Source organism: Mycobacterium sp. E136 (assembly GCF_001666865.1).
Classification (GTDB): Bacteria; Actinomycetota; Actinomycetes; order Mycobacteriales; family Mycobacteriaceae; genus Mycobacterium.
The window spans coordinates 1-15,683 of sequence record NZ_LZJE01000066.1; the positions used below are offsets into that span (position 1 = coordinate 1).

Sequence of the window (15,683 nt, forward strand, 5' to 3'; positions counted from 1 at the left end):
GAGCGCTTCGACGGCGATCCGCTCACAAGCCGCGAGCGGTGAGCCACGCGTCGATGTGGCCTGCCACCTCCGTCCAACCCGGTTCGAGCATCATGTTGTGCCCCATGTCCGGGAAGATCTCGGCCTGCCCGCCATACGCCGTCGCGGTCGCGTCGACCTCTTCGCGGGTGATCGCGCCGTCGAGTTCCGCGCCGAGAACCAGAACGGGTGTCGTCACGCTCTCGGGGCTGGCGATCGGCCGGAAGGTGTCGAAGGCGACCCGCAGGCTTTCGTTGCCCACCAGCGCCGCGTAGCGGGCCACGTCCGCCTCGGTGGTGTTCTGTGAATAGAACAATGCGCGAGCGATGTTCGGCGTGTTGAAACCGTAGGCACCGTCCCCGGTGATCGTGTTTCTGACCATCAGCCACGGATGGCGCCGCATCAGACGCTGCGCGAAGTCGCGGCTGCCGTGGACGGAGGCGGACGCGATCAGCACAGCGGCCGGTGCGTCGTTGCGCTCCAGATACTTCTGCACGATGAACCCGCCCATCGAGTGGCCGATGAGAACTGGCGCAGCGGGCAATTGCGCGATGACGCTTCCGACATCGTCGACATAATCGGCCAGCGAACAGAACCTGAATCTCTTCGGCACTGCACTGCCACCGTGCCCGCGAAGGCTCACCGCCACTGCGCGATAACCGTTCTCGGCGAAGTACTCCACGAAGTTCGCCCAGCACCATGCGGCATGCCAGGCGCCGTGGATGAAGAGCAGCGGCGCCGGATGCCGAGACGTGGTCGTGCCCTCGTCGAGCACTTCCAAGTCAATCCCTCGGACCGGGTCCAGGACTTCGTCAGCCATGCCGAGAAGTGTGCGCCGCTTGGGGGCCTGCACCATGCGTAATGCGCTACTTCATCTCTCGGATGTCGAGGTCCGGTAACGGTTCGGCGCAAACATCACGGCAGCTGTTTCGAGGCGACCGACTTCGTGAGACCTTGTGGACGTGACCTGCACGCTGGGCTACGCCACAGCAAGCGCCGCCGAGCAGGGCCTCGAGGGTCAGCTCGCGGCGCTCAACGCTGCTGGAGTCGACCCTCGGCGGGTGTTCACCGACCGGCTCTCCGACTCCGCCGACCGCATCGGCGCGGGACTGCACGCGATGCTGAGCTATGCCCGCTCGGGCGACACCATCGTCGTCGTCGCGCTCGACCGGCTCGGCCGCACCGGCGCCGACGTCATCCGCACCGTCGCCGAACTCTGTGACCGCGGCCTGCGGCTGCGCACGCTCACGGAGGGCATCGACACCGGGACCTCCACCGGCCACGTCGTCGCCGGGGTCATCAAGACGCTGGCGCGGCTGGACGCCGAGGACTCCGCGGTCGCCAACTCCTAGCCCGCTCAGGCCTTGGCGGCCTTGGTTGCCTTCGCGGCCGCCTTCGCCTGCTTCTTGTACGACCGCACCTTCTCCAACGAACCCGCGTCGACCACGTCGGCCACCGACAGGAACGACCCGGCCTTGCCATAGTCGCCGGCCGCCTTCCGCCAGCCCTGCGGAGTCACGCCGTACTGCTTTCCGAGCAGCGCCAGAAAGATCTTCGCCTTCTGCTCACCGAACCCCGGAAGTGCCTTGAGACGACGCAACACCTCGGCGCCGTCCGGGTCGTTGGCGGTCCACAACGCGGCCGCATCGCCGTCGTAGCGATCGACGATCAACTGCGCCAGCGCCTGAACACGTTTCGCCATCGAACCTGGAAACCGGTGTATGGCAGGCGTTTTCGCGCATAAATCGGCGAACTTCTCGGGGTCGTAGTCGGCGATCTCGCGGACGTCGAAACCACCGAGACGGTCGGCGATCTTCTTCGGTCCGGCGAACGCAGCCTCCATCGGGTACTGCTGATCGAGCAGCATCCCGACCAACAGCGCGAACGGGTTGGACTCCAGCAGCTCGTCGGCCGCCGGCTCTTGAACTAGCTGCAGTTTCGGCACGTGGGCAGTCTAGGGTCTGGACGAGATTGGGGGTCTAGGTCATCAGGAGTTGCGGGACATTCCGCTGCGGACATGTCAGCGCCCACGCTCTGGTGGTCAACCCGGATTCCGGGGTGCCGGATCGGAGTGCGGCCAGCATCGCGCCTGGATCGAACGACGGGCCGAACGGGTCGCGGCGGTACTCATCCCCGCCGAGATAAGCCGTGGCTTCGTCGGGCGTCATGTTGTCGATCTGCAGTTCGACCATATTGCCATCGGGATCCCGGTAGTACAGGGACGTCGTCGGCCCATGCTGCACCGGTACGTGAGGCTGAATTCCCGCATCCTTCAATTCTTCGTACTTCCCGAGAAGGCTCTCCAAGTTCGCAAAGGTGTACGCCGAATGCGCCAGACCAACGGTCATCGAGTTACGAGGAGTGGCGGAGGCTGGCAGCTGAACGAGGCCGAGGCGGTGGTGTTCCTCGTCGAAGGTCATAAACGACAGAAACTCGTTCTCGTACACGATGTGGGCGTCGAGGACTCTCAAGTACCAGTCCCTCATCACCGGAAGTTGCGTTGTATGAAGCACCAGATGTGCAAGCCGCTTGTCGCCGCCCATAACCGCTCCTCCGTCTGGCTGCATAGTCGCACACGGCACACACCAGCACGAGGATTTGAACTGATCCAATAGTAGAACTGGTCCCCTTCTGGCACCTTGATTCCCTGCACCTGTTGATCGAGCAGCATCCCGACCAACAACGCAAAGGAGTTGAACACGAGCAGCTCGCCGGTCGCCGGATCCTGAACTGGCTGCAGCGTCTCGATAGAGCCAAGGTAAGGCTGCGCGGTGGAGATCTTACTCATAAAACTCTGCGGAAACCGCACTTACGGCCTCGTAGGTTACGCTAGCGTAGCTACCGTGACAGATTCGCAGATCGCTGTGCTGTCCGAACTGGAACCCGTGGTCGCAGCCAACCTCGACCGCCACCTCAGCGCCGCAAGGGACTGGCAGCCGCACGATTACGTGCCCTGGTCACGCGGGCGTGACTTTTCCTTTCTGGGCGGGACTGATTGGCAGCCCGAAGATTCACCGCTCGACCCGGTCGCGCAGACGGCCATGATCGTCAATTTGCTTACTGAAGACAATTTGCCCTCTTATCACCGTGAGATCGCCACCCGCTTCGGCCGTGACGGGGCCTGGGGGCAGTGGGTCGGCCGCTGGACTGCCGAGGAGGCTCGGCATGCGATCGCGATTCGGGACTATCTCATCGTCACACGCGGAGTGGATCCCGTTCGATTGGAAGCTCTGCGCATGGAGCACATGGTCGCGGGTTATGACAGTGGAGACAAAACCGCGCTGCAGGCTTTGGCCTATGTCTCCTTCCAAGAACTCGCCACTCGAATTGCGCACCGCAACACGGGGCGCGCAACTGGCTGTCCGCTCGCGGAGCAGTTGCTCGCGCGTATATCGACCGACGAGAACCTGCACATGATCTTCTACCGAAATCTGATGAACGCTGCGTTCGACATAGCCCCTGACGCGGCAATGAAAACAGTTCGTGACGAAGTCATCGGATTTCAAATGCCGGGCCAGGGCATGACGGACTACGCGAAGAACGCCATCACCATCGCAAAGGCCGGCATCTACGATCTCCGTCTGCACCACGACGCGGTTATTCAACCGGTGCTGCGATTTTGGCGGGTCTTCGAGCGCACCGACTTCGGGTCGGCCGGCGAACAGGCGCGCGAGGAACTCTCGTTCTTCCTCGCCGCGCTCGACGCGAAGGCAAAACACTACGAAGAGAAGCGTGCCGCTCGCGACGCGGAACGCTCGATGGTGTGACGGCGCAACCTCATAGCGCCGATTGATCGTCTCGCGCTTTCGGCGCCCGCGACGAGCATCACCCCGTGCTGTCTTGCACAGAACAGGCCGATCCCCATTGACAGCCACTCTCGGTGCGCCGGTCAGTCGTTGCTACCTCCTGCGGCGTGTCGGATGAACCCACCACTATTCGTGGACAAGAGTTCTTGACGACTGCGAAACCGTTGCGCTCGCCGATATCGAGGATGAGGAGTCGCCCGTGCCCGAAATCCACCGATCGTCCTTGGACACTCCGATCAGTGGCGAGGAATATCGCGCCGTGCAGGCCAGTCCTGAATTCCAGGAGCTACGGAGCAGGTTGCGACGCTTCATCTTTCCGATGAGCGCGCTGTTTCTCGTCTGGTATTCGGCGTACGTGGTCCTGGGCGCATTCGCCCACGACTTCATGGCGACCAAGGTGTGGGGCGACATCAACGTCGGCCTGCTGATCGGCCTCGGGCAGTTCGTCTCCACCTTCGTCATCACCGGGATTTACGTGCGCTTCGCCAACCGGGAGCTGGACCCGCGGGCCGAGGCCATCCGCACCAAGCTGGAGGGTGGCGCCGCATGAGCACCCTGCTGGCCGCCGACTCAGCCGTCGGCAATCCCGTCGCCAACATCGGCATCTTCGCGCTGTTCGTCGCGGTGACGCTCTACATCGTGATCCGTGCGAGCAAGCGCAACGCGACCGCCGCCGAGTTCTTCACCGCCGGGCGGTCGTTCACCGGTCCGCAGAACGGCATCGCGATCTCCGGTGACTATCTGTCGGCCGCCAGCTTCCTCGGCATCGCCGGCGCCATCGCGGTGTACGGGTACGACGGCTTCCTCTACTCGATCGGCTTCCTGGTGGCCTGGCTGGTCGCGCTGCTGCTGGTCGCTGAATTGCTGCGCAACGCAGGCAAATTCACGATGGCCGATGTGCTGAGTTTCCGGCTGCGACAGCGCCCGGTACGGCTTGCCGCGGCCACGACGACACTGGCTGTCTGCCTGTTCTACCTGCTGGCACAGATGGCCGGCGCCGGCGGGCTCGTCGCACTGCTGCTCAACGTCAACAGCGACCTCGGCCAGGCCCTCGTCATCGCCGTCGTCGGCGTGCTGATGATCGTCTACGTGCTGATCGGCGGCATGAAGGGCACGACCTGGGTGCAGATCATCAAGGCCGTGTTGCTGATCGGCGGCGCGGCGCTGATGACGGTGTGGGTGCTCGCCAAGTTCGGCGCCAACTTCTCCGAGATCCTCGGCGCCGCGCAGTCCGCGGTGTCCGGCTCGTCCAACGAGGCGGTCGCCGCCCGCGACGTTCTGGCGCCCGGCGCCCAGTACGGCGCCTCGCTGACATCGCAGATCAACTTCATCTCGCTGGCGCTGGCGCTGGTGCTCGGCACCGCGGGTCTGCCGCACGTGTTGATGCGGTTCTACACCGTGCCGACCGCCAAGGAGGCACGCCGTTCGGTGGTGTGGGCGATCGCGCTCATCGGCGCGTTCTATCTGTTCACCCTTGCACTCGGGTACGGCGCCGCCGCGCTCGTCGGACCCGACACCATCCTGGCCGCCCCGGGTGGCCAGAACTCGGCCGCGCCGCTGCTGGCGTTCCAGCTCGGCGGGGTCATCCTGCTCGGCATCATCTCGGCGGTCGCGTTCGCGACCATCCTCGCGGTGGTTGCCGGCCTGACCATTACCGCGGCGACGTCCTTCGCGCACGACATCTACGCCAGCGTGATGAAGAGCCACGGGGTCAGCGAGGACGAACAGGTGCGGGTCTCGCGGATCACGGTCGTGGTGCTGGGCGTGTTCGCGATCGGCCTCGGCATCCTGGCGGCCGAGCAGAACATCGCGTTCCTGGTGGCTCTCGCGTTCGCGGTGGCGGCCGCGGCCAACCTGCCGACCATCCTGTATTCGCTGTACTGGCCGCGCTTCAATACGCGCGGCGCATTGTGGAGCATGTACGGCGGCCTGATCTCGACGATCGTGCTGATCGTCTTCTCCCCCGCCGTGTCGGGCTCGAAGACCGCGATGCTGTCCAGCGTCGATTTCGCGTGGTTCCCCCTGGCCAATCCCGGCATCGTGTCGATTCCACTGGCGTTCGCGCTCGGGGCGATCGGCACCCTGACCTCGTCCGACCGGGGCGACCCGGACATCAACGCCGAGTTCGAGGTGCGCTCACTGACCGGCATCGGCGCGGAGAAAGCGGTCACACACTGACCTGACGGGGATTAGGGCACCCGCGGGGGTGGTTATCAACAGACATGCTCGACGCCGCCCCGGCGGGCCCCGCCACAACCGCCCACCGCCTGGCCTTCGGCCTGCTGGCATACGCGTTCGCCGCGATCATGCTCGGCACCACGATGCCGACGCCGATGTACGCCCTCTACGGCGAGCAGATGCATTTCTCGGTGCTGACCACCACCGTCGTGTACGCGGCCTACGCGGGCGGCGTGCTGTTCGCGCTGCTGGCGTTCGGCCGGTGGTCGGACGCGATCGGCAGGCGGCCGGTGCTCCTTGGCGGCGTGGTCGCCGCGTTGATCAGTACCGGGGTTTTCCTCGCCGCGGATTCGGTACCGCTGCTGCTCGTCGGCCGCGTGTTCTCCGGGCTGTCGGCGGGGGTCTTCACCGGGACCGCCACCGCGGCCGTCGTCGAGGCCGCTCCGCCACGGTGGCGCACGCGGGCGGCCGCGGTCGCGACCGTCGCCAACATCGGTGGGCTCGGCGCCGGCCCGATGATGGCCGGTGTGCTCGTCGAATACGCGCCGCAGCCGCTGCACCTGAGCTTCATCGTGCACATTGCCCTGGCGGCACTGGCGGGCGTGGCGGTGCTGCTGGTACCGGAGACGTCACCGCGGTCGGGGCGGATCGCCCTGCAGCGGCTCTCGGTGCCGCCCGAGGTGCGTTCGGTGTTCATCCTCGCCGCGATCGCCGGATTCGCAGGGTTCGCGGTGACGGGTCTGTTCGCCGCGGTGGCTCCGTCCTTCGTGACCGAAGTCGTCGGCGTCGACAACCAGGCGGTCGCCGGCCTGATCGCCGGTTCGATCTTCGCCGCCTCCGCCCTGACGCAGATCGTCACCAACACCATGGCGCCGCAGCGGGCGCTGGCGGTCGGCTGCGCAATCCTGGTGGTCGGCATGGCGACTCTGGCTGTGGCACTGCAACTCTCGTCGCTGATCGGGCTGATCGCGGCGGCCGTCGTGTCGGGCATCGGGCAGGGTATGAGCTTCAGCCGTGGCTTGGCGGCGATCTCCGAACGCAGCCCGGCCGACCGACGCGCGGAGGTCAACTCCACGTTCTTCGTCATCGGCTACGTGGCGATCTCGGTGCCCGTCGTCGGCGAGGGCCTGGCCGCCCAGCAGTGGGGATTACGCACGGCGGGTGTGAGTTTCGCGGTGGCAGTGGCCGTGCTCGCCGGCATCTGCCTGGCGGCGATCCTCGTGCGCGAAGCGCGCACTCGTGGGGGTTAGCCGCTCTTGCGCCGGAACTCCCGGCGATGCTCGACCGGGCCGTGCGCCCGCGGCTGCTTGGCTCCGCCGTCCTTGTGGTCACCCCCGCCGGCCGCCTTGGCCTTCTTGCGCTCCAGCGCTTCCCGGAACCTGCGCTTGGTGTCGTCTTCCGGTTCTTCAGCCATGACGGGAGCTTAGCCCCTCGATCGGTGGGCCGTCGCCTGCTTTTCAGCGCTTACCGGGCGGCATCCCGTAGACGTGGCTGATCGGCAGCGTCATCACCACCCGGCGGTCGTCGACCATCGCGCGCCGGTAGTCGTCCCAGTCGGGATGCTCACCGGCGATGTTGCGGTACAACGTGATCAGCGCCTCGACGGTGTCGTCGTCGGGCCTCGCGGCGGGCGGCGTCAGGATCGCGTCACCCTCGGCGACGGCATACGACCAGCCGTCGTCCGAGCTGACGTGAAGCGACGCACGGGGATCACGCCGCAGGTTGCGGGTCTTCGCCCGCGGTTCGGTGATCGACACCTGGATGGTCAGTGCGCGCGGGTCGAAGTAATACGACACGTTCGACAGTTGAGGGCGCCCGTCGCGCTTCAGAGTCGCCAGCACGCCCAGCGAGTTTCCCCCGATCAATGCGAGAAGCTTGTCGTCGAACACATGGCGTCCCATGCCAAGAGCCTACGTCTCTACCATCGAGATGTGACCGGTCCTGCATCGCGAATCGACGGCGGCGTTCTCGAGGGCGTATCGGCGACCGCACTGTGGACGCTGTACTACCGCGCAAGCGAGGCCAAGCGATCCGACGGCGTCATCCGCGACCCGTGGGCGGTCACGCTGCTGGACACGATCGACTACGACTACGGCAAGTTCGGCAAACCCAAACAGGCACATGCGCTGCGCGCCCTCGCTTTCGACACCGCCACGCGCGAGTACCTGAGCGAGCATCCGAAGGCATCGGTGGTCGCGCTCGCCGAAGGTCTGCAGACCAGTTTCTGGCGATTGCAGCGGCACGGCGTCACCGACGAATTGACTTGGTACTCCGTCGATCTGCCACCCGTCATCGCCTTGCGCGAGCAGTTGTTGCCACGCGAGGATCGGATCGTAACGCTGGCACAGTCGGCGTTGGACCGCAGTTGGATGGACCGCGTCGACGCGTCGAACGGCGTCTTCATCACCACCGAGGGGCTGCTGATGTATCTCGATCCCGATGTCGCGTTGAACCTGATCCGCGACTGCGCGGCCCGCTTCCCCGGCGGGCGGTTGATGTTCGACTCCGTCCCGCCGTGGTTCAGCCGGCGCACCGTGCGCGGCAAGCTGAAACTCTCCGATCGCTACGTCACCCCGCCGATGCCGTTCGGGCTCAGCCCGGACGAGGCCGTCGAACTTGCCGGGCGTATCCCGGGTGTGCGCGCGGCCCACGATGTCCCCCTGCCGCCCGGGCGGGGCGCTTACAAGGTGCTGGCATCGGCTGCGTGGGACCGCGTCGGCTTCCTGCGCCACGGCCGGCCCAGCCACACCCTGCTGGAGTTCGGCTGATGACGCGCTATGCCGCGTTCCTGCGCGGCGTCAACGTCGGCGGCGTCAACCTCAAGATGGCCGACGTCGCGAAGGCTCTCGAAGACGCCGGATTCTGTTCGGTGCGAACCATTCTCGCCAGCGGCAACGTACTCTTCGACAGCGGTTCAAGCGTCGATACGGTACGGAAGAGGGCCGAGAAGGCGCTGCGCGACTCCTTCGGCTACGACGCCTGGGTGCTGGCCTACCCGATCGACACGGTGGCGGCGATCTCGCGCGCCTATCCGTTCGAGCGCGAAGTGCCCGACCACCACTCCTATGTCACGTTCGTGACCGACGAGCAGGTGCTCGACGAACTCGCCGACCTGGCGAAGGACGCCCCGGCTCAGGAGAAGATCGAACGCGGTGACGGGGTCATCTACTGGCAGGTGCCCAAGACCGCGACGCTGGACACCACCATCGGCAAGACGATGGGCAAAAAGCGCTACAAGTCGTCGACCACCACCAGAAACCTGAGGACGCTGGACAAGGTCCTGCGCTAGGTAGATTCGAGGCCGTGAGCTCCGAACCGAATGACTCGCCCGCCAGGGCCGACGCGACCATGCTGACCGGTGTCTCCGAAACCGCGTTGATGACGCTGAAGGTGCGAGCGACGGAGGCCGCCCGCCCGGACGGACTGATCGACGATCCGATGGCGATTCAGCTCGTCGATTCCATCGACTTCGACTTCGCGAAGTTCGGGCTGTCCCGCCGCCAGGACATGGCGGTGCGTGCCCAGGGCTTCGACCGCGAGACCCGGCGCTACCTCGGCGACCATCCCCGCGCCACGGTCGTGGCGCTCGCCGAGGGCCTCCAGACCAGCTTCTACCGGCTCGACACCGGCGAGGTCGGGCACGAATTTCGTTGGGTCACGGTCGATCTGCCGCCCGTCATCGAGTTGCGCCGCCGATTGCTGCCGCCCTCTGATCGCGTGCGCATGCTGGCCCAGTCGGCGCTGGACTACAGCTGGATGGACCACGTCGACACCGAGCACGGGGTATTCATCACCGCCGAAGGGCTGCTGATGTACCTGCAGCCGGAGGAGGCGCTCGGCCTGATCCGTGAGTGCGCGGCCCGCTTCCCCGGCGGGCAGATGATGTTCGAACTGCCGCCGGCGTGGTTCGCCCGCGCGATCAGCAGCGGCCTGTTGCGGCCGTCGCTGGGCTACCGCGTCCCGCCGATGCCGTTCCACATGACACCGTCGCAGGTCGCCGACCTCGTCAACGACATCCCCGGGATCCGCGCGGTGCACGACGTGGCGCTGCCGCCGGGACGGGGCAGGGTGCTCAACGCGCTGATGTGGAGCGCTCAGCGGCTCCCGTGGTTCGACTCCGTGCGACCGGTCTTCACCGTCCTCGAATTCGGGTGAGCACCCGCTACCCGAACGCCGTCTCCACATACCGCAGCGCATCGTCCTTGCCCACCCCGAGCGACTTGGCCGCCGATACGAACGTGTTGGCGGCCGTGGCCATCGCGGCGTCGGCCGGATCCTCATGCGCGACGAATGTGCCGAAGCGGCCGCGGGTTTCGAGGATTCCCGCCGACTCCAATTCGCGGTAGGCACGGGCCACGGTGTTCACCGCGAGACCGAGCTGGCGCGCCAGCTCGCGCACCGTCGGCAGCCGGGTACCCGGCGGCAGCCTGCCGTCGCGCACGCCATCGATGATCTGCGTTCTGAGCTGGTCGAACAGGGCGCCGGAAGAGCGCTGGTCGATGCGTACCCAATCCCCCAAGTTGGCCACGTGCCTAGTATCGCCCACACGGGCTAGTTTGGTCATGTGCAGGTAACGGTCCTCAGCGGTGCGGGTATCTCGGCCGAGAGCGGGGTGCCGACCTTCCGCGACGCCGAAACCGGGCTGTGGGCGAAGGTAGACCCCTACGAAATCTCCAGTTCGGAGGGGTGGCGAGCCCACCCCGAGAAGGTGTGGGCGTGGTACCTGTGGCGCCACTACATGATGAGCGGGGTGCAACCGAACAACGGACACCTGGCGGTGGCCGCCTGGCAGGACTACGCCGACGTGCACGTCGTCACCCAGAACGTCGACGACCTGCATGAGCGCGCGGGCAGCAAGAAGGTCTACCACGTGCACGGAAGCCTGTTCGAGTTCCGCTGCGACCACTGTCAGGGGGCGTACTCCGGCGAACTGCCGGCCATGCCGGAACCGGTGGAGACCGTTGACCCGCCGCGGTGCGTATGCGGAGGGCTCATCAGGCCAAATGTGGTCTGGTTCGGCGAGGCGCTGCCGGAGGACGCCTGGCAGCGGTCGGTCGAGGCGGTCAGCGGCGCCGACCTGGTGATCGTCGTCGGCACCTCGTCGATCGTCTATCCCGCCGCGGGCCTGCCCGAGATCGCGCTGGCCAACGGCATCCCGGTCATCGAGGTCAACCCGGAACGCACACCGCTGTCGGATTCCGCGACGGCGTCCGTGCGCGAGACGGCGGCGAACGCACTGCCGAACCTGTTGCAGCGGCTTCCTGCCCTGCTCGGCTGAGCGATTTGTGTGCGTTTTGTTGCGCTCACCGCTCGTGAACGCACACAAATCGCAGACTGCGGAACCGAACGTGGTCCTACGGCGTCCTTTCCAACGTGCTCGAAGATCATCTGCGGCGGCACGACGGAGTCATCACGCTTGCGCAGGCCGAGCGATGCGGCCTGAGCAGACACGCAATCGGTAGACGAGTTCGCGCTGGCCGGTGGCGACGCTGCTCGCCCGGGGTGTACTTCGTCGACGATCGGCCGTTCACCGGTGCCGCACGGGTACGGGCAGCCGTGTGGGGTTACGGCCCACAAGCGACGGCCAGTGGGTTGTCGGCCGCATGGTGGCACAGCATGACCCGCTTTGCGCCCGACATCGTCGAAGTGACGGTGCCTAGGGAGAGCCATCATCCACACCGCGCGGGAATCCGCACGCGAAGGCGGGACCTCGCGTCATCGGATGTGGTTGAACGCAAAGGGCTGAGAGTGACAGCGATTCCGCTGACGGTCGTCGAAGCCGCGATCCGCGAACGCGATGGTGTCGTGTTGATGGATTCAGCACTGCAGAGCGTTGTCGAGTTGCGCGACCTGTGGCGAGCGCATCTGCGAAACAGGGGCCGCCACGGGTCGCCGGCCGCCAGACGACTGCTACAGGCAGCGTCAGACGGCGCACGATCGGCAGCTGAGCGCCTGCTCGCGAAGTTGTTGCGTGAGGCTGGTATTGGCGGGTGGTACACCAACCATCCGGTCGACAGATACAAGGTCGACGTCGCATTCCCCGCGCAGAGAGTCGCCATCGAAGTCGACGGCTGGGCATTCCACAGCGACGCCGAGGTGTTCGTCAAAGACCGCAACCGGCAGAACAAGATCGCGTTGCTCGGGTGGAGTGTCCTGCGCTTTACGTGGTTAGACCTCACCCAGTATCCCGAGCGAGTGATCGCGGAGATCCGGCGCGCCCTCGCCTAAGTAGCGATTTGTGTGCGTTTTGTTGCGCTCAGCGCTCGCTATCGCACACAAATCGCTAGGGCTTGACCGCGCGGCCGATCGCGAATTCGGATACGGGCAGCGGCACCCACCGCGGCATCGTCCACTCCCGCCGCGACCCTGCGACATCGAATCCCGCGCCCGCGATGCTCTGCTCGGTGTGGCGGTGCGTATGGCAGTTGCCGAACAACCGCGGCCACACCGTCGCGTCGGCGATCCGCTGCAGCCGCCCGCGGCCGTCTGCGCTGGCGATGTGCTCGAGGTAGCGAAGTTCACCGCCCGGCCGCATCAACGAATGGAGTTGCCGCAGAACGGTCTCCGGGTCCTCGATCGAGCACAGCACGAGCGAGCAGACGACGGCGTCGAACGGTTCGTTGCCGGAAGCCATGAACTGTTCCACGGTGGCCGTGCTGACGGTGACGGGCACTCGCGCCGCGGCAGCGGCCCGCTGGGCGTGTTCGGCCAGCCGGCGCTCGGGCTCGACGGCCACCACCTCGGTCACGGTGTCGGGGTAGAACTCGAAGTTCGTCCCGGTCCCGGCGCCGACCTCCAGCACCCGGCCGGACAAACCGGCGAGGTTCTCCCGCCGGAGTTGCCGGATGGCGTCGGTCTCGTGGGTGGACATCACCGTCCACAACCGCGCGAAGAACGGGTTATCGACCGTGTCCGACATGTAGCGCCCCTTTCAACTGTGCGACGGCTTCCGCTGGCCTGTCGAGGTCGACGGCGCCTCGGGCGATCTGACCGAAGCACACAGCCGCCAGCACCCGGTCGGCGAACTCCTCGACATCACCCCACGGTAGGTACGGCTTCGAGATCAGCATCGCGGCCACCCCGTGCGCGACGGTCATCAACTCCAGCGCCATCGCCGTCGAATCACACGGCGCATAGATTCCCTCCGCGATCAGGCCCTCGACCGCGGCGCGCAGATGCACGAACGCCGAGCTGTTCAACGCCACGTCCACATCGCTGCCCGGCCGGCTCTCCCCCATCGTCGCAATGCGATACAGCTCAGGGGTTTTCATCGCGAACCGAACGTACGCCAGTCCCTGGGCACGCAGCACCTCGATGGTCGAGGACTGCCCGGCCGCCACGGACTGCATCTCCTCGTCGAGCTTCTCGAAGTACCGCGCGCACACCGCGTCGAGCAGCGCGTCCTTGTCGGCGAAGTGCAGATAGATCGACGGCGGGGTCACACCCACCCGCTGCGCCACCGACCGGATCGAGACCTCTTTCGCGGTGCCGGCCTCGAGCAGCAGGTCGGTTGTCGCGTCGAGGATCTCCTCGCGCAGCTGCTCCCCGGATCCGCGCGGCGCGCGTCGCCGTTTCATCGCGTCCCCGCCGGTTCGGTCGGACTCCCGGCGGCTGCGGGTGCGGGTTCGCCCGACTCGCGCAAACCGATCCGCTCGTGCAATTTCGCCAACGGCTTGGGCGCCCACCAGTTCCACCGCCCCAGCAGGTGCATGAATGCCGGCACCAGACCCATCCGCACCAGCGTCGCGTCGGCGAGCACCGCAAGCGTCAACCCGACACCGAACATCCGCATGAACGCGACCTCGGCCGCGATCAACGCCGCGAACGAGATCGACATCAACAGCGCCGCCGCCGTGACGACGCGGCCGGTCTTCGCCAAGCCGAGCGCGACGCTCTCGTCGTTGCGTTCGCGCGCCGAAAGTGCTCCGTCCTCGCCGGACTGCAGCCAGAACTCGCGGATCCGCGAGACCAGGAACACCTCATAATCCATCGACAACCCGAACGCGATGCAGAACAACAGGACGGGCATGTTCGCCACCAAGGTGCCCGTTGGCGTGGTTCCCAGCGCGCCGAGGTGACCCTCCTGGAAGATCCACACCAGCGCGCCGAACGCGGCGGTCAGCGATAAGACGTTGAGCACCAACGCCTTCAACGGCAGCACGACGCTTCCGGTGAGCAGGAACAGCAACACAAACGTGATGACTCCGATCACCCCGAGCACCAGCGGCAGGCGCGTGGTGATCGCTGAGGCGCTGTCACGGTTCACCTGCGCGGTGCCGGTCAGCAGCACCGGAACATCGCCGGGCGTGCCGACGGCCTGCAACCGGTCGAGCTGCGCCTCGGAGGCATCGCTGAAAAGCGGTGCGGCGCTGGCTACCGTGAGGAAAGCGCTGCCGTCCTTGACGCCCGTCGCCGCCGACGGCGGGCCCACCGGTCTGCCGTCGACGAAGGTGCCGCCGGGTGCCGAGACCGAGGACACGTCGGCGACACGAGAGAGTTCGGCGGCGTAGCGATCGACCATCGCGGGCGTGACGCCCCGGGTGTCCGGTATGACGACCGCGACATTGCGGGCCGAGTCGACGGCGAAGTTGGCGCGCAGATCGTCGCCGACCTGCCGCGCCGAAGCGGACTGCGGCAGCACCCGCTCATCGGGAAAGCCCCACCGCGCATTGAGGAACGGCGCGCCGAGCACCAGCAGCAGCGTGACGATCAGCAACGCGATCGGAATCGACCGGCGCATCACGACTTTCGTGCACCGGTACCAGAACGTCTGCTCCACGGGCTTGCGCACCGGCTCCGGCCTGCCAAACAGGCGGCGGCCGAGGCGACGCACATCGAACGCGTCGAGCCGCTCGCCGAGCAGCACCATCGCCGCGGGCGCCACGACGATCGCGGCGACGGCCGCGAACGTCACCACCGCGATCCCCGCGTATGCGAACGACTTCAGGAAGTACATCGGAAACAACACCATCGCGACCATCGACAGCGCGACCGTCAGCGCCGAGAACAACACCGTGCGTCCCGCGGTGGCCATCGTGCGCACCAGCGCGGTTTCGCGGTCGGCACCGTCGGCGAGCTCGTCGCGGTACCTGCTGATGATCAGCAGCGTGTAGTCGATGGCCAGCGCCAGACCCATGGCCACCGAGAGGTTCAGCGCAAAGATCGAGACGTCGGTGACGTACGTGACCGCGCGCAGCACCGCCATCGAGCCGAGGATCGCCATACCGCCGATGGCCAGCGGCAGCGCAGCGGCGAGAAGCCCGCCGAACACCCACACCAGTGCCAGGAAGCACAACGGAATCGCGATCGCCTCCATCTTCAAGAGGTCTTTTTCGCTCTGCCCGTTGATCTGCACGTAGATCATCGCCTCGCCGCCGGCCCGCACGCTGACGCCGTCGCGGTCGTGTACGAGCCGCTCGGTGATCTCCTTCGCATGCTTCTGCGCACCGCTCTCACCGCCGGTGATGCCTGCGACGATCAGCCCGGTCTTCCCGTCCTCGCTGACCAGCGCCGGCGCGGCAGTCGGCGGCGCGTTCCACAGCGAGGTGACGTCGACGACCGAGGGCGCGGCCCGCAGTTCGGCGACGAGTTCCTCCCCCACTGCACGCGCCGCCGGGCTCTGCGCGCCGTCGTCGGAGTGCACGCTCAAGATCAGCTCCATGTCGCCCTGGCCGAACTTGT

At 66.4% G+C, this 15,683-nt stretch carries 19 protein-coding genes and 1 pseudogene; 10 read left to right on the forward strand and 10 right to left on the reverse strand.

The annotated features are described in order from the left end of the window. Window positions 1-22 precede the first annotated feature (22 nt). Window positions 23-838, reverse strand: a complete 816-nt coding sequence (locus A5698_RS04965) for an alpha/beta hydrolase (RefSeq protein ID WP_068294018.1) — start codon at window positions 836-838, stop codon at window positions 23-25. 142 nt (window positions 839-980) lie between these two features. Here A5698_RS04965 and A5698_RS04970 point away from each other — a divergent pair, with 142 nt between their 5' ends. Continuing rightward, entirely contained in the window at window positions 981-1,370 is a 390-nt protein-coding gene (locus A5698_RS04970; RefSeq protein WP_068294021.1) for a recombinase family protein, read from the forward strand. Between the two features lie 5 nt (window positions 1,371-1,375). On the opposite strand, the gene A5698_RS04975 is transcribed toward A5698_RS04970, so the two are convergent. The 3 genes and pseudogenes from A5698_RS04975 to A5698_RS28865 all read right to left on the reverse strand — a co-directional run. Further along, the gene (locus A5698_RS04975) at window positions 1,376-1,963 is read right to left on the reverse strand and encodes an HhH-GPD-type base excision DNA repair protein (RefSeq protein WP_068293980.1); all 588 of its coding nucleotides are present in this window, start codon (window positions 1,961-1,963) and stop codon (window positions 1,376-1,378) included. A 34-nt stretch (window positions 1,964-1,997) separates the two neighbouring features. Then, window positions 1,998-2,561, reverse strand: coding sequence for a VOC family protein (locus A5698_RS04980; RefSeq protein WP_068293981.1), 564 nt, complete (start codon window positions 2,559-2,561; stop codon window positions 1,998-2,000). 107 nt (window positions 2,562-2,668) lie between these two features. Next, window positions 2,669-2,767, reverse strand: a pseudogene (locus tag A5698_RS28865) (HhH-GPD-type base excision DNA repair protein); the annotation flags it as partial. Between the two features lie 94 nt (window positions 2,768-2,861). Here A5698_RS28865 and A5698_RS04985 point away from each other — a divergent pair. The 4 genes from A5698_RS04985 to A5698_RS05000 all read left to right on the forward strand — a co-directional run bounded on the left by A5698_RS04985 (window position 2,862) and on the right by A5698_RS05000 (window position 7,252). After that, window positions 2,862-3,785: an acyl-ACP desaturase gene (locus A5698_RS04985; protein ID WP_068293984.1), complete on the forward strand. Its 924-nt coding sequence runs from the start codon at window positions 2,862-2,864 to the stop codon at window positions 3,783-3,785. Between the two features lie 238 nt (window positions 3,786-4,023). Next, entirely contained in the window at window positions 4,024-4,374 is a 351-nt protein-coding gene (locus tag A5698_RS04990) for a DUF485 domain-containing protein (RefSeq protein ID WP_231967303.1), read from the forward strand. Beyond that, window positions 4,371-6,002 (forward strand): monocarboxylic acid transporter, encoded by a 1,632-nt coding sequence (locus tag A5698_RS04995; protein WP_068293991.1) that lies wholly within the window; start codon window positions 4,371-4,373, stop codon window positions 6,000-6,002. Before A5698_RS04990 ends, A5698_RS04995 begins: the two co-directional genes overlap by 4 nt. A 44-nt stretch (window positions 6,003-6,046) precedes the next feature. Then, a complete protein-coding gene (locus A5698_RS05000; RefSeq protein ID WP_068293993.1) occupies window positions 6,047-7,252 on the forward strand; it encodes an MFS transporter in 1,206 nt (401 codons plus the stop codon). On the opposite strand, the gene A5698_RS28440 is transcribed toward A5698_RS05000, so the two are convergent. Both A5698_RS28440 and A5698_RS05005 read right to left on the reverse strand, forming a co-directional pair. Further along, window positions 7,249-7,416, reverse strand: a complete 168-nt coding sequence (locus A5698_RS28440; protein ID WP_156613569.1) for a DUF5302 domain-containing protein — start codon at window positions 7,414-7,416, stop codon at window positions 7,249-7,251. The genes A5698_RS05000 and A5698_RS28440 overlap by 4 nt on opposite strands. Window positions 7,417-7,459: 43 nt before the next feature. Continuing rightward, a complete protein-coding gene (locus tag A5698_RS05005; RefSeq protein WP_068293996.1) occupies window positions 7,460-7,903 on the reverse strand; it encodes a PPOX class F420-dependent oxidoreductase in 444 nt (147 codons plus the stop codon). Here A5698_RS05005 and A5698_RS05010 point away from each other — a divergent pair. From A5698_RS05010 to A5698_RS05020, 3 genes are read left to right on the forward strand one after another with little or no spacing between them, the layout of a single operon-like run. After that, window positions 7,892-8,770, forward strand: coding sequence for a class I SAM-dependent methyltransferase (locus tag A5698_RS05010; protein ID WP_068293997.1), 879 nt, complete (start codon window positions 7,892-7,894; stop codon window positions 8,768-8,770). The genes A5698_RS05005 and A5698_RS05010 overlap by 12 nt on opposite strands. After that, window positions 8,770-9,291, forward strand: coding sequence for a DUF1697 domain-containing protein (locus A5698_RS05015; protein WP_068293999.1), 522 nt, complete (start codon window positions 8,770-8,772; stop codon window positions 9,289-9,291). The genes A5698_RS05010 and A5698_RS05015 overlap by 1 nt, the downstream gene beginning before the upstream one ends. Window positions 9,292-9,350: 59 nt before the next feature. Further along, window positions 9,351-10,157 (forward strand): class I SAM-dependent methyltransferase, encoded by an 807-nt coding sequence (locus A5698_RS05020; protein ID WP_068294024.1) that lies wholly within the window; start codon window positions 9,351-9,353, stop codon window positions 10,155-10,157. A gap of 7 nt (window positions 10,158-10,164) precedes the next feature. Here the strand turns inward: A5698_RS05020 and A5698_RS05025 are convergent, their stop codons facing one another. Then, a complete protein-coding gene (locus A5698_RS05025; protein ID WP_068294002.1) occupies window positions 10,165-10,530 on the reverse strand; it encodes an Rv1152 family transcriptional regulator in 366 nt (121 codons plus the stop codon). Window positions 10,531-10,566: 36 nt separating this feature from the next. On the opposite strand from A5698_RS05025, the gene A5698_RS05030 reads away from it, so the two are divergent. Both A5698_RS05030 and A5698_RS05035 read left to right on the forward strand, forming a co-directional pair. Beyond that, entirely contained in the window at window positions 10,567-11,280 is a 714-nt protein-coding gene (locus A5698_RS05030; protein ID WP_068294007.1) for an NAD-dependent deacylase, read from the forward strand. 95 nt (window positions 11,281-11,375) lie between these two features. After that, entirely contained in the window at window positions 11,376-12,230 is an 855-nt protein-coding gene (locus A5698_RS05035) for a PDDEXK-like endonuclease domain-containing protein (protein ID WP_068294008.1), read from the forward strand. A gap of 55 nt (window positions 12,231-12,285) precedes the next feature. On the opposite strand, the gene A5698_RS05040 is transcribed toward A5698_RS05035, so the two are convergent. From A5698_RS05040 to A5698_RS05050, 3 genes are all read right to left on the reverse strand, one after another. Then, window positions 12,286-12,921 (reverse strand): class I SAM-dependent methyltransferase, encoded by a 636-nt coding sequence (locus A5698_RS05040; RefSeq protein WP_068294012.1) that lies wholly within the window; start codon window positions 12,919-12,921, stop codon window positions 12,286-12,288. Next, window positions 12,902-13,579, reverse strand: coding sequence for a TetR/AcrR family transcriptional regulator (locus tag A5698_RS05045; protein ID WP_068294015.1), 678 nt, complete (start codon window positions 13,577-13,579; stop codon window positions 12,902-12,904). The genes A5698_RS05040 and A5698_RS05045 overlap by 20 nt, the downstream gene beginning before the upstream one ends. Then, the coding region (locus A5698_RS05050) for an MMPL family transporter (RefSeq protein ID WP_068294025.1) at window positions 13,576-15,683 on the reverse strand (2,108 nt) is incomplete at its 5' end. The genes A5698_RS05045 and A5698_RS05050, both read right to left, overlap by 4 nt.